A 13523-nucleotide genomic window follows, 5' to 3' on the forward strand; every position below is an offset into this window, starting at 1 on the left:
AGCCTACAAAACAAAAAACAAATCTCAAAACCAAAGAACCGTGGGGCGCACGGTCTTAAAGCTCAGTTAATGTCCTCATAGAGGAGTCACTGAGAAGCCCACACTCACCTGAAAGGGAGTGTGTGGAGTACGTCACCAGAAGATACAGAAGAAAACAGGTTGGTTGTGATTAAAACCCTCAACCGGGAACAACGAGAAAAACCAGACTTTGCGGAAATACAAAAGAGGTTTAGAAAAGAAGCCTTAGATTTATCAAAATGCTATCATCCCCATATTGTCCAAGTTTACGACAATTTTCCCGAAGATGGACTTTGGGCTATTGTCATGGAACACATTGACGGGGATGATTTAGCAGCTTATGTGGAAAACTACACGACTGAAAATGGTTACTTGTTACAAACCTCAATTGAGAAAAAAAGGAAACCCTATACCTACTAATGATATTTGGATTGCATTTACAGCAATTCAACATGATTTAATTTTATTTACCTATGATAGTGATTTTGAAAATATAGAAAATTTAAAATTAGGTAGTTGTTTAGCAGATTTTATTTAGGAATCATAATTTATCATCATACTTTAAACCAACATCCTGAAAATCTTAAAATCAATTTAATGTTATCACAAAAACGTAAAACTGCTATCGTAGAAGAAAGTTCTGAAGCTATTTTTACAATCAACTTATGAGTAATTTGGTTTTTTCTTCGTCTTTTGAATATATTTCTTGTTTAATTATTTCTTTATCTTCCTCTAAGGATTCTGGATTTAACTGTAAGTCATTATAATATGAATTTTTGCCAGGAATATATGATTCTGGCAAGTTATGAGGCTGCACAACATAAATATTTTTAACATCCAGATGATCATCAATTTCCAATAAATATTGAAATCCATCAATTGGTGATAACACTAAATCGCCTAAACTAAGTTCACCCTCTAAATACTTTATTAATGATTTTCTCTTAACTCTAAAAACCAACCAGCGATTGAATTGATCATCTACATCACACCAATTATAAATATAAAAGTCTCCATATTCATTTTTAAATACTGACAGTAGTGAACCGTCGAAATAGCTTAGATCAACTATGTAGGTAAGATTTAGGGGGAATTGATTAAACTGACATCCTAATACGTTTTCCATCACACTTTACCTTGGATTGTATAAAACAGCAATGATTTCAAATTTATGACTCCAATTAGTATTTTCATATTCATGTAAATCAAAATGTCCTCTATTATTAATTTCTGTAACTACACCATCATTTTGGTCAATAGATACCTTAGCTAAATGTGTGCCAATAGATTTATGAATATTATCATTACGTTCTCTCATGGTCTCATAAAACATTTTAGCATTATTCTCAGAATCAAAGAAAGATAGTCCATAACCAGAGCATTTTACTTTATCGTTTCGCAGTGTTCGTTGTGGTGAAATTTTCTTCGATGGTAAAAAATTTTTCCAGTCATTTTCAGTATTTAGTTCAAATACAAACCTAAAAGCTGTCATATTTTTATTTGTACAGCTTGTTGGTGGGCAATCAGTGATATCTTTGATATCATCCAGATATTTATATCTTAAATCCAACTCGATAGTCTCCTAATATTTAATTTTCAATAGAAAAATATATAGCGGTATGCACTTGAGTGAGATACAATCAGCAAATCGTAAAACCTGTAGGGGTTTCCCCGCCCTCAATTGTATTGCGTCCGAATGATAACCGCTATATCACAAGCAAAGGGCGTATATTGTAAAGCCACAGCAATTGCACATTTTTTATCAGAACTGTTTTTTATAATCATCCCTAATGATATCACAAAAACGTAAAAATTATTGATATTCCATTAATCTATAAGCAAGAATATATCAATTATTTTAGTTACAAAAGTGTCGAATCTTGCAACAAAACTTTATCTATTTGTCGTAAAAGTGATTCTAAATTGCCAGAATTATCTAAAACCACATCAGCACGAGCTATTTTTTCCGCAATAGGTAATTGACTATTAATTCTCGCTGCTGCTTGTTCTGGTGTTAAATTATTGCGTTCTATTAATCGCTGTTCTTGCTGTTGTGGGGAACAAGATACCACCCAAATTTGATTAACTAGGTTTTCTAAATTAGCTTCAAATAATAAAGGAATCACTAAAATTAAAGTATTTGCAGATGATTTTTGAATAGCTTTATCAAAACAATTTCTTACATAAGGATGAATTACCCTTTCTACCCAATGACGTTCTTCCGGTTGATTAAAAATAATTTCTCCTAATTTAGCTCTATTTAAATTACCATCACTTAATATGATTTCTCTACCATATTTTTCGGCAATTTGTGACAAAATAGGAGAACCGACAGATACCGCGTCTCTCGCATAAATATCTGCATCTAAAATCGGCAAATTGTAAGTTGTCGCTAAATAATTAGCAACTGTACTTTTCCCTGTCGCAATTCCACCAGTTAAACCAATTAAATTCTTAGTCATTGGTCAGTTGTCATTTGTTATTAAAAGATTTAGTGATCACTTGTCCATTTAATTATGGCATTTGTTAAACCTTCTAAATTATATTCTTCCGCTTCAATATCTACTCTCCCAAATACAGTTTGACAGGTTTTTGATGTTTGTGGACCAATGGAAGCTATGCAAACTCTGGCTAAATTTTCAGGATTGTATGTAAATATATGCGCTGTTAATTGTGCGAAAAATAGAACTGTTTTAGAACTGGCAAAAGTAATAATATCTACAGTATTATTAACTAAGGCATATTCAGCCGCAGCCGGGATACTTTGAGGACAGCAAGATTCATAAGCCGGAACTTCAATTACTTCTGCACCTTTGGCTGTTAATTCTTTAACTAATACTTCTCTTCCACCACTTTCAACTCTAGGAAATAATATCTTTTTACCTATTAGTGATTCGGGAAAGTTTTCCACTAAGGAATCAGCCACAAAATTAGGAGGAATAAAGTTAGCTTGAATATTTTGTTTTTGTAAACTTTGGGCTGTTTTTTCCCCAACAACAGCAATTTTTACAGCGGATAAAGCATTTTTATATTGACCGGATTTTGCTAATCTCTCAAAAAAGTATTCTACACCATTACTAGAAGTGAGAATTAGCCAATTAAAAGTTGATAAATGCAAAATTGCCTGATCTAAAGCGTCCCAATTGCTAGGAGGTCCAATTTCTAAAGCTGGCATTTCTATCACATTAGCACCTGCGGAGGTTAAGCAATCGCTAAATTGATGCGATTGTCCCACAGAACGGGTAACTAAAATGGTTTTACCAGCAAGGGGAGAAAGATTATAATTCACGGTTGACATTCAATTTGTGTCTTAATAATTTTTGGTTTCGCGTCAAGAAGTATCTGTAGGTTGGGTTGAAGAATGAAACCCAACATTTCCTAGACTTAGTGGGGGTTCACTTTGTTCTATCCAACCTATAATTTTACAAATGGAAATTCCTTATAGGTAATCCCGTAATCGCACAACTTCACCAATAACTATAACTGCGGGAGAGAGAGATAAGCCAGCGGTTTGTTCGCGGATATTTCCCAGTTCTCCTGTCCAGATTTCTTGACTGGATGTTCCAGCCCAACGGATAATAGCAATGGGTGTAGAATGAGGTTTTCTATATTTTATCAGTTGCTGGATTATTTCTGGTAAATTTTTTCCCCCCATCAAGATTACTAAGGTTTCTAAGCTTGCTAATGCTTCCCAGTTTAAAGTTTCTGGTTCATGGGCTGTACAAACTGCAAAACAACGACTAAGAACGTTATCGGTGAGGGGAATCTTTGCTAATAATGGTGCAGCTAAGGCAGAAGAAATTCCCGGAACGATTTCAAATTCACAACCTGCATTTTTTAAAGCGGCGATTTCTAAAATACAGCGCCCAAATATCAAAGGATCTCCCGATTTTAATCTGATAACTTGTTTTTTTTCTAAACAATATTTTACCAATAAAGCATTGATTTCCGCTTGGGAAGTGCTGGGTTTACCTCCCCGTTTACCAACATCTATTTTTAGGCAATCAACAGGGACACAATCTAATAATTGACTATCAACTAAAGCATCGTACACCAATACCTGGGCAGATGCTAACAGCCGATAGGCTTTAACGGTTAAATATTCTACATCTCCAGGTCCTGCACCAACAAGATAAACTTTACCTATTTCTCTAATCATATTTATTGTTTACTTTTAATAATTTGCAATTGGGTTTTAATGCGATATATAATACCAATTTAGGATGAGAATAGAATAGGATTTTAAGAATTATTGACCGCAGATAAACGCAGATAAACGCAGATAAAGACGGATGAATTAATGGATTTCTCCTGTATTGGTAGTCAAGACTCACCAAATTTCGCTAGATTAGATCCAGGTACACTTATAGGAACTTTCAATGTCAGCACAATTGTTACTGGTAGATGACGAACCGGGATTGCGGGAAGCCGTCAAAGAATACTTACAAGAAAGCGGTTTTAGGGTTCAAACTGCCAGTAATGCCCGTGAAGGTTGGGACTGGATGCAAGCGAACACCGCTGATTTGGTCATTTCTGATATTATGATGCCCCAGGTGGATGGCTATCAGTTCCTCAAGCAAATGCGAGATGACCCCCGTTTCCAAGCCTTACCAGTGGTCTTTCTAACTGCTAAGGGGATGACAGGCGATCGCATTCAAGGCTATCATGCAGGTGTTGATGCGTACTTATCTAAACCATTCGATCCTGATGAATTAGTCGCCATAGTTGAAAACTTACTAGCGCGTCGCAGTGCCCAAACTCCCACTATCGGGGAAGACAGCGATACCCCAAATCTTGCCGATTTGGCTAATCAAATCGCTCAAATTAGAATACTATTAACTCACAGGAGTGCCATATCCCAATCTCCGGCCCCGTTTAAAATAGATTTGACTCCTAGAGAGCAAAGTGTTTTAAATTTGGTAGCAGAAGGATTAATGAATAAGGAAATTGCCCGTCGCTTAGAAACAAGCGTCCGCAATGTCGAGAAGTATGTCAGCCGTTTATTTAGTAAAACTGGGACTAATAGTCGCACGGAGTTAGTTCGTTTTGCCCTAGAACATGGTCTAGCTAAGTGAACTAATCCCTGAGTGATTGGAGTTACTTGGTAAAAAAATGGTAAAATGCACCTGGATAACTTTGCTGCCGAATTTGACTACTAATTTTCCTAGCTTGCCAGTACAAAGACGCAAATATTGTAGACGTAGTTTTATGGTTACAAGCAAACTTATTGTTGGGAAAAAATAGGTAGAGGCGGACTTTTAAAACTCAATTTTGAAAACCCTAAATTAGATCGGTTATAGCGAGGGATAACACTGAATACTATTGTATGGTATCAGCGAAATTGCGTAACCGCATCAGTTGACGACGCATTTGTGGAGAGGCTTTAAATTCCGAAATCTCCTGAGCTTTAACTGATGCTTGTAAGGTTTCTAAAAAATCGTCAGATCCTTCTGTTAAAGCTTCTAGTAATACTTGTAACAGTTGCTCTCGATCACTTAACAAACTCTTTTCCTCTATCAGACGGAATTTGAGGTGAATTTCACAATCATAAACACCTACTTCAGGATTATTTATTTGACGTGGTAATGCTTTGGAATTCATGGTTTTGAGGATTTATTTGCTTAGTGGTTATACGGATTAGGGACTAAATCTCCAGAAAAATTCCTTATACTTTCTTTATACTTTTGTGAATCCAAAGTCTTGACAGATTCAGAATTTCTCCTGATCCGTAAAACTGGCATTCTATTTTACTCCCCCTGTCTTTTTTCAGTTAGATTTTACTATTTTTTGATGTTTCTCTACTAGTTATGGCATATCTTAGCCATAAACTATTATTCGATTTTTGAGATGTTATGCCATGAAGTTTTTGTAAGGAGTTGATTAGCCCTTGATAAAGGTTTCTACATCAATTTGTTAAAAACGTCAAGAAATATTATTTTTTTTACTTTTATTGTCTGGTAATACTTAAGCATTTGTACCGAAGACGCTCCTTTGATAAATCCAATTCATAATTGTAGGAAAATTCGCTAAAGTTACTACAAGTTGAGTATATTTACATGAGAAAAAATCAAAATCAGTAAAAAAATCAGGAAATTTTTTGTGAATAATCACATCCCTGGGACAAAACTAACGGACAAATTACAACTGAAGGCAGGTAAATGAGATACAAAGTGGAATTCAACCCCCAAACACCCGGATTTCTGCTTCCTTCTCCCTAAACTCCTGAACTCCCGAACTCCTTTTTCCTGAACTCCGAACTCCTAATGAGAGTGACTTTCTTATTCATTTCTGCTGTAAGCTCAAACATAGCAGTTAAAATGATTGCAGTGTAATTCAGCTAAATTCTTACACCCAAATTTATGGATAACCTGATGCTGCTTAAGTCCACAACCCGCCATGTTCGCATTTTTGCGGCTGAAATGGACAAAGATAACCTGATTCCGAGTAATCAAGTCTTGACACTAGATATTGATCCAGACAACGAGTTCAACTGGAATGAAGATGCTTTGCAAAAAGTTTATCGCCAGTTTGATCAACTGGTAGAAGCATCTAGTGGCGAGGATCTGACAGATTATAACCTCCGCCGGATTGGTTCAGATTTGGAGCATTATCTGCGATCGCTCCTCCAAAAAGGTGAAATTAGCTATAATCTCTCCAGTCGGGTTACTAACTACAGTATGGGACTACCCCAAGTAGCAACCAGTAACAACCAATAGAATAGTACATACTTAGTCCTGGCGAAGCTAATTCGCCGGCTATGTCAAGTTTTAGTGATAAATTGAGAATTAGTTCTGCGATCGCTACATATTCCCATAACAATAAAAGTTATGATGAATCTGTGGATTGCTAAAAATATGCGCGGTAGTAACTATAGCTACCAAATACTGTTGAGAAAATGCTAATTGCAGAATCGGTGGGAAAACTATGGAAAATGATGCGGTAACGCTCTGCTGCCCAAATGAATATTGTCAATCTGCTAATCCCCTCACCCACAAATTTTGCCAGCAGTGTTCCACTCCCCTGCCAAAGCGTTATCTTTGGGCTGTGGGCAGTGATTTTAGCCATTGTCAACCTGGATCTGTTTTAAGCGATGCGGGCGCTCGCTATTTAGTCATTGATAAATCCATACTTTTAGATATCAAACCTGGTTTATTGCCCGAAATACCTGAATTAGATGATTTAGGAAAAATTAGACCCTACCTCAAACTAATCACCTATCGTCTCCACACCCCACAAGTTTATGGAGTCCTCAATTTAAGTGATGGGCAGACCAAAACAGAAATACTACTATTAGAAAACCCACCATTAATAGTTGATGCAGGCATTACTCAAGTCAATCTATGTATAAGCTTGAACGATTATTGGAGTCAAGCCTCATCAATGCGTCAAATTCATTGGCTATGGCAAATGGCTAGTTTGTGGCAACCCCTAGCCCTTGAAGGAGTAGCATCTAGCCTCCTAGACAGTTCTATATTAAGAGTAGAAGGAGTAATAATTCGCTTATTAGAATTGCGATTTGATGGCAAAAACTCGCCGACATTAACCCAACTAGGAGAATTTTGGCAACAACTGCTCCCAACTACTAAACCAAATATTGCCCCATTTGTGCAACAAGTATGTGATTGGTTAATTAAAGGAGAAATTAACTCATCGAGTCAATTAATTAAAATTTTAGATCAGGGATTGAGCCAATTAGCAAAATCTCAAACAACCACAATTAAAATCTATACTAAAACAGACCCAGGACCGAGCCGACCCCGTAACGAAGATGCTTGTTACCCTGCCGGAGACACTTTAATCACTAAACCACCCCAGGAGAACACTCTAGCTATTGTTTGTGACGGTATTGGTGGACATGAAGGCGGTAACGTGGCTTCCAACCTCGCAGTTGAAACTATTTATAAACAAATCAAAGAACTGACTTCATTTCCCGCCAACAACATAGATGCCTCCTTACTACTTTCGGACTTAGAACTGGCAGTAGCCACAGCTAATGACAAAATCAGCCAGCGTAATGATAACGAACATCGTCAAGGGCGACAACGGATGGGAACAACTATTGTCATGGCTTTACCTATTGCCCATGAAATGTATATTGCCCATGTCGGTGATAGTCGTGCCTATTGGATTACTCGTCATGGTTGTCATCAAGTTACCTTAGATGATGATGTCGCCTCCCGTGAAGTCCGTTTAGGCTATGCTCTTTACAGGGAAGCTTTAAAACACAGTGGTTCTGGCTCATTGGTTCAGGCATTGGGAATGAGTAAAAGTACCTCGCTGCATCCCACATCTCAACGCTTTATTGTTGATGAAGATGCTGTTTTCTTACTCACATCCGATGGTCTGAGTGATTTTGATAGAGTAGAAGAATCTTGGGAAACTGAAATATTACCTCTTCTCTCTGGAAAAATAAGTATAGAAGATGTTGCCCAAAGATTAATAGAAATTGCCAATGCTAAAAATGGACATGATAATGCCACTATCGCCTTAGTACATTATCATGTTGAATACTCTGAACCAGAGACGATAATTACAGCGGATATTTCTCATCTTTTATCTGACACAGAATTATACTCAGCCAGTGATGATACAGCCAATCCGAAAACTCAAGTTAGTTCTGAAGGCAAGACTGCTAGACTCTCCCAATTACCACTACAGTTGTTTATTATTTTGGGATTAACGTTATTAGCTGGGTTATTAGGATATTGGTTTAAACTCCAAATTAAGTCACCAACAACAATAATTTCTTCTCCGTCTCCATTTTCTAGTCAAGCGCCACCTTCGACTAGACCAAGAACTTTAGAAAATCTCTCTCCTAATTGGGTGATTCAAGCGAAGAGTCCCATAATTTTAAATAAGCAACCTTTCCCCGCTGAAAGTTTTTTTCAAGTTCAAGTTATAGATAAAAAAGCTAATCCCAATCCTGTGGATAATCCAGATGTAAGTTTGCGCGTCTGTGAAAAATCCAATCCAGCACCAAAAACTCCTAAAATTAAAATAGTCAAACTTGAATTTTCCGAACTGCAAGCTTTAGCCAAGGATATCTCTATTCTACAATCAGATCAACCTAGCATTTGTGAATAGGTGACAGGTGACAGGTGCTACGCCACGGGGACAGGTTACAGGTGACAGGTGCTACGCCACGGGGACAGGTGACAGGTGCTACGCCACGGGGACAGGTGACAGGTAGAAATTTTCCCAATGACCAATGACTAATGACTAATGACCAATGAGCAAATCCATGTTCAGCACGAATTTGGCAATGCCTTCGGCGAGTATAGCGATCGCCCGCCTAGCAAATACTAGCACAGATCACTTCGCTATTTGGGTAGTCAAAGCACCATATCCCAGTGGCTATGTTCTCCGTGATTGTGTTTTCTCCCCTGAACTTAATCAAGTTTGGCAAGAATGGCAACAAATGTTTGCTGGTCATAGTCCCCTGGATATTTGTTCCCATTCAATTTCTTCATCAGTTAATACCCTGGGATTAAGTGTAATTCCACCCGCTGAAGGTCAAAGGACAAGCCCCTATAGTAGTCGTCTGATGCAATCATTAGGCATCAATCTCTGGGGATGGATATTTGATGGGGCGATTCTGAATAGTTGGGAACGGAGTCGGGGTATGGCTATGGGTCAAAAGACTCAATTACGCTTTCGGTTAGAAATTCGTGATCCTGATCTGATTGCCCTCCCCTGGGAAATTATGCAGCGGGAAGTGGGACAATCCGCCATATCTCTGTCCCAAGATGTGTTATTTAGTCGTACCATTAGCGCAGTTGAACCATTGCCAGAATTGCGGACTGACCGGGCGGTAAATATTCTGCTGGTGTTAGGACATAATCATAAATTACAACTAGATCAGGAAGCGTCTTTACTGAAAAAGACATTGTTAGAAGGACATCCTGGGGGCAAAACTGCCGCTGGATACGCACCTTGTACAGTAAAAACCCTGATCCAACCGACAAAGGCAGAGTTAATTCAGGAGTTAGAAACTAAAGCCTATAATGTGTTTTTTTATGCTGGTCATGGATTACCAGATCCAGATGGAGGCTCATTATTTTTAGGAAATGAACTCAAAATTAATGGCATAGAATTAGCTCAGGTTTTAACGCGAACAGGTATAAAATTAGGAGTTTTTAACGCCTGTTGGGGAGCGCAACCAGCAGCAGTTAATCACCAAGCAATCCCGGCTAGTAGTTTGGCTGAGGTGTTGATTGGTCATGGTGTGCCGGCGGTATTGGGGATGCGTGATGAAATTGCTGATGTAGAAAGTCATAGTTTTATTCAAACTTTTGCTTCCAGTTTGCGATCGCGTAAATTAATTGATGAAGCAGTGGCAACCGCTAGACAAGAACTATTGACACTGTATAAATTTAATCAACCAGCTTGGACATTACCAGTTCTCTACCTCCATCCTGATTTTGATGGAGAACTGATTAAGGATGTAGATGAAGGAGTCACAGAACTACCCAATACGGCGATTTCTGACCTAGTTACCCCCATGAATACAGCTTATTTGCGATCGCTCACACCAGGAGGCAAAATTTGGTTATTACGTTCTGGAGTTACCCGCATCGGTCGCACAAAAGAGAATGATATTATCATCCCCGAAATTTATATTTCCAGACACCACGCAGAAATTTTATGTCGGAAGACTCTCAAAGAAAATACATCCATGACCACTTATTACCTACAGGATTTGTCTACCTATGGGACAACCTGGTATTTAAGCCCTAATGGTTGGCAACAAATCCTCCGCGAAGAAGTACCTTTAACATCGGGAATGCAGTTAATGTTTGGGAGTTCTAAAGGTGAAATTTGGGAATTTATTCGGGAGGATTCCATCAGTAGGGGCGCAGGGCCTGCGCCCAAAAGTCAGGAGTAAAAACCAGTTGATAATTAACGTTGATAATTAACAATGAGATCCAGTATCTAAATTCAAACCCAGACAGCAACCCAGTTTTGTTCCTCCTTCCTTCTTCCTCCTTCCTTCTTCCTCCTGACTCCTTGACTCCTGCTGTATTTTGCGGAAATTCAATTGTTGGGTTTGTAGCTGTCAATAGCACCTATAAATTAATAGTGAGAAAAAAATGAAACCCCACACTAATGATTTAAATATTTTAAATATTGCCCCATCAAATGTAGATTTAGAATTTATAGAAGCACTGTTAGAACCTGAAGATACTGCTTATCCCTGGAATTTGGCTGATGAATCTTCAGAAGCTTATTTTCATAACCTAGAACTACAGTTTGGGTTGCAAGATTTTTTAGATGCAGAACTAAGTACAAGTGCCGATAATTTTTATCAAAATTTAGATACAATTTGGGATCAAGTTGCTGTTCTTAAAAATAACAGTAGTAAAAATATCGTTAATCATCTTCAGGAAGTTTTGCAGAACGCTTTTTCAGTTATTCCTGGAGGTTTACTCACTGCGATAGCTCAAAAAACTACTGAAGTTTCTATGCTTGAACAATCAGCTAGTGAGAAATTAGTGGCATGTGTACAAGCTTTACTACCCAGTTGGGAAGTAGATGATCTGTTGGTTTTAGCTCGTCCTTTTGCTTACGCAATGCGAAGTAGTGAACCACATACATTGACATCACTAATTAGAGATTTTGAAGAGCGGGATTGGGCAAATTTATCAGAAATAGAACAAGCAAAAATTACCTTAGCGATCGCTGATTATGCCCTCCAACATCTCTCAAAATCTGATTCTTAACCCTAATTTTTACTCTGCCTCAAGTCCAGAGATTAGCTAATTTATCACCTCTTGCCCCCTGCCCCCTGCCTCTTGCCTACTTTGGATCAAGAAACCGGGTAGCAAAGTTTTCTGATCTTGTGGGTGACAATACCCGTGCTTTGAGAATTGCCGCCATCAAAAAGGCATAAGATAAAACACCAACTACGACCAAAAACAAAGCATTAATAGAACCTGTCGCATTCCATAAAGCGTGGAGTGCAGAAGCGCTCAAATAACCCACCGTGAGGATTTGCTTGCCTTTGAGGGGTTTTAACACAGCCAAACCAACAAAATAACCTAAATAGCCACTGTAAGCCATGTGTCCAGCCACAGAACCTAAAATCCGGGGAATAAGTAGCTGCAAACCGACTGATTGACCAGAATTTTGGGAAATTAAGGGTACATATTGACCAAGAGTTTCTAGTAAAGTAAACCCCACAGCGGAAGCTGTACCCAAGAGAATACCATCCAGCGGTTCCCAAACCCCAATCCGTTCTCGCCAGGGCGATCGCAGGGACTTACCAATCCAATATGCTCCTAATACTGGTAGTATTTTCAGTAGTTCCTCCATTAACCCTGCACCGAAAAACATCCGCACTAATAATTCGGTGAAGGTAATCCCATCTGGAGATGTCGCATCCAAGGTCCCAGGTAAGATATCTCGGAAAACTGTGATAAATAAATCTAAGAGAGGACTCAGTAAAATTAACATTGTACTCAGTGCCGCAGCCATGAGTACCCACCAAGGCTTGGATTTACCACACAATTGATAAACAAAATAGTAAGCAGCAAAAGCGATGTAAGATCCCACAATTACTTGATTAGCTTGGGGATGACCTACGGTAGCAAACATTAATACCACGAAAACTACTGTTAAAATTCCTGGAATCAGGTAGGCTTTGCGAGTGAGATCCTTACCAGTAGAGATAATAGGAAATAATTGTGTGAAGCTTACAGAATCTTGCTTTGATGGCAGATGTTGGTGATTGACAGATGATAACACTGTCGCTTTACTCACATTGATCATCGTTTTTTGAGCAACAACTTCGTACTCAAAAATAAATTGTGGTCCATCAGCACCCAGGGAAATGCGATCACCTAAATGTAATTCTTGACATCCTTTCAATCGTTCTCCATTTAAAAAAGTGCCATTGGCACTATTTAAATCACAAATTACCCAGCTATAACCGCTATCGGTCGCTAAAGAAAGGGGACGAACTACCGCATGACGACGAGATACCATCCGGTATATTACGGCATCCAAGACAATTTGGCAGATGGGGTCACGTCCAATTACCATTTCTTTACCAGGAAGCAACAAGTAGCGAGATGCTGACTCGAAAACTTCAACCTTAGTGGACACCAACCGCAGAAATGCATTCTGTCTTGCGTTTTTGCCTGTCATCGAGTTAGTGAGTGTGTCTAAACAAATTCTCCGGCTTATGCCATTCGCTTAAAATTTTATAGTAGTAGACCTAATTTTAGCCATGTTCACGGCTGCACCACCACCAAATATACCATAGCTTCACTAGCTGTTATCCTGATTCAAAATACAAAATTGCAGAAAATTCTCCATACCATTAAGTTAGAGCCGTCAAATAGGAGTCCTATCCACTGTTGGGCGCTTGCGTCCTCAGCTTTGAAAATAATGTACTTACTCATCTTTGTTAGCCTCTTGATAATTAGGAACCTGAGTATCACCCTCAAAAACACAGTCGCATTTAAGACTTTAGATTTTGTCGTTTCTACTCTAGTTTTACTCCT

At 38.4% G+C, this 13523-nt stretch carries 12 protein-coding genes and 1 pseudogene; 7 read left to right on the forward strand and 6 right to left on the reverse strand.

Going from position 1 to position 13523, the window contains the following annotated elements:
* The first annotated feature begins 120 nt into the window (after positions 1-120).
* On the forward strand, positions 121-438 hold the full coding sequence (locus PN471_RS10625; protein ID WP_271776827.1) for a protein kinase domain-containing protein: 318 nt from the start codon (positions 121-123) through the stop codon (positions 436-438).
* A complete protein-coding gene (locus tag PN471_RS10630) occupies positions 383-556 on the forward strand; it encodes a PIN domain-containing protein (protein WP_271776828.1) in 174 nt (57 codons plus the stop codon). The genes PN471_RS10625 and PN471_RS10630 overlap by 56 nt, the downstream gene beginning before the upstream one ends.
* 120 nt (positions 557-676) lie before the next feature.
* Here PN471_RS10630 and PN471_RS10635 read toward each other — a convergent pair whose 3' ends face one another.
* The 4 genes and pseudogenes from PN471_RS10635 to cobA form a co-directional block, all read right to left on the reverse strand.
* Positions 677-1144 carry a hypothetical protein gene (locus PN471_RS10635; RefSeq protein ID WP_271776829.1) on the reverse strand — a complete coding sequence of 156 codons (468 nt, stop codon included), beginning with the start codon at positions 1142-1144 and terminating at the stop codon, positions 677-679.
* Positions 1145-1150: 6 nt separating this feature from the next.
* Positions 1151-1588 (reverse strand): hypothetical protein, encoded by a 438-nt coding sequence (locus tag PN471_RS10640; protein WP_271776830.1) that lies wholly within the window; start codon positions 1586-1588, stop codon positions 1151-1153.
* A gap of 292 nt (positions 1589-1880) precedes the next feature.
* The gene (gene coaE, locus PN471_RS10645; RefSeq protein ID WP_193893174.1) at positions 1881-2480 is read right to left on the reverse strand and encodes a dephospho-CoA kinase; all 600 of its coding nucleotides are present in this window, start codon (positions 2478-2480) and stop codon (positions 1881-1883) included.
* Between the two features lie 29 nt (positions 2481-2509).
* Positions 2510-4177 (reverse strand): annotated as a pseudogene (cobA, locus tag PN471_RS10650) (uroporphyrinogen-III C-methyltransferase).
* Positions 4178-4397: 220 nt separating this feature from the next.
* Here cobA and PN471_RS10655 point away from each other — a divergent pair.
* Positions 4398-5093 carry a response regulator transcription factor gene (locus PN471_RS10655; protein WP_193893177.1) on the forward strand — a complete coding sequence of 232 codons (696 nt, stop codon included), beginning with the start codon at positions 4398-4400 and terminating at the stop codon, positions 5091-5093.
* A gap of 244 nt (positions 5094-5337) precedes the next feature.
* Here the strand turns inward: PN471_RS10655 and PN471_RS10660 are convergent, their stop codons facing one another.
* Positions 5338-5619: an Npun_R1517 family heterocyst differentiation transcriptional regulator gene (locus PN471_RS10660; RefSeq protein WP_168642908.1), complete on the reverse strand. Its 282-nt coding sequence runs from the start codon at positions 5617-5619 to the stop codon at positions 5338-5340.
* Between the two features lie 758 nt (positions 5620-6377).
* On the opposite strand from PN471_RS10660, the gene PN471_RS10665 reads away from it, so the two are divergent.
* From PN471_RS10665 to PN471_RS10680, 4 genes are all read left to right on the forward strand, one after another.
* Complete coding sequence (locus PN471_RS10665) at positions 6378-6734, forward strand: NAD(P)H-quinone oxidoreductase subunit M (RefSeq protein ID WP_193893180.1); 357 nt, start codon at positions 6378-6380, stop codon at positions 6732-6734.
* Positions 6735-6942: 208 nt separating this feature from the next.
* Positions 6943-9102: a PP2C family protein-serine/threonine phosphatase gene (locus tag PN471_RS10670; RefSeq protein WP_271776831.1), complete on the forward strand. Its 2160-nt coding sequence runs from the start codon at positions 6943-6945 to the stop codon at positions 9100-9102.
* A 178-nt stretch (positions 9103-9280) separates the two neighbouring features.
* Positions 9281-10903 carry a CHAT domain-containing protein gene (locus PN471_RS10675; protein ID WP_271776846.1) on the forward strand — a complete coding sequence of 541 codons (1623 nt, stop codon included), beginning with the start codon at positions 9281-9283 and terminating at the stop codon, positions 10901-10903.
* Between the two features lie 205 nt (positions 10904-11108).
* The gene (locus PN471_RS10680) at positions 11109-11738 is read left to right on the forward strand and encodes a hypothetical protein (protein WP_271776832.1); all 630 of its coding nucleotides are present in this window, start codon (positions 11109-11111) and stop codon (positions 11736-11738) included.
* 76 nt (positions 11739-11814) lie between these two features.
* On the opposite strand, the gene PN471_RS10685 is transcribed toward PN471_RS10680, so the two are convergent.
* Positions 11815-13164, reverse strand: a complete 1350-nt coding sequence (locus PN471_RS10685; protein WP_193893189.1) for a PrsW family glutamic-type intramembrane protease — start codon at positions 13162-13164, stop codon at positions 11815-11817.
* Positions 13165-13523: the final 359 nt, after the last annotated feature.

Origin of the sequence: Aphanizomenon sp. CS-733/32, assembly GCF_028330045.1 — a bacterium.
GTDB lineage: Bacteria > Cyanobacteriota > Cyanobacteriia > Cyanobacteriales > Nostocaceae > Dolichospermum > Dolichospermum gracile.

Bases quoted from the DNA above. Each gene is read 5' to 3' on its own strand.
- PN471_RS10630 (WP_271776828.1), top strand. From the start codon at position 383: ATGGTTACTTGTTACAAACCTCAATTGAGAAAAAAAGGAAACCCTATA.
- PN471_RS10635 (WP_271776829.1), bottom strand. From the start codon at position 1,144: ATGGAAAACGTATTAGGATGTCAGTTTAATCAATTCCCCCTAAATCTT.
- coaE (WP_193893174.1), bottom strand. From the start codon at position 2,480: ATGACTAAGAATTTAATTGGTTTAACTGGTGGAATTGCGACAGGGAAA.
- PN471_RS10655 (WP_193893177.1), top strand. From the start codon at position 4,398: ATGTCAGCACAATTGTTACTGGTAGATGACGAACCGGGATTGCGGGAA.
- PN471_RS10660 (WP_168642908.1), bottom strand. From the start codon at position 5,619: ATGAATTCCAAAGCATTACCACGTCAAATAAATAATCCTGAAGTAGGT.
- PN471_RS10665 (WP_193893180.1), top strand. From the start codon at position 6,378: ATGGATAACCTGATGCTGCTTAAGTCCACAACCCGCCATGTTCGCATT.
- PN471_RS10670 (WP_271776831.1), top strand. From the start codon at position 6,943: ATGGAAAATGATGCGGTAACGCTCTGCTGCCCAAATGAATATTGTCAA.
- PN471_RS10675 (WP_271776846.1), top strand. From the start codon at position 9,281: ATGCCTTCGGCGAGTATAGCGATCGCCCGCCTAGCAAATACTAGCACA.
- PN471_RS10680 (WP_271776832.1), top strand. From the start codon at position 11,109: ATGAAACCCCACACTAATGATTTAAATATTTTAAATATTGCCCCATCA.
- PN471_RS10685 (WP_193893189.1), bottom strand. From the start codon at position 13,164: ATGACAGGCAAAAACGCAAGACAGAATGCATTTCTGCGGTTGGTGTCC.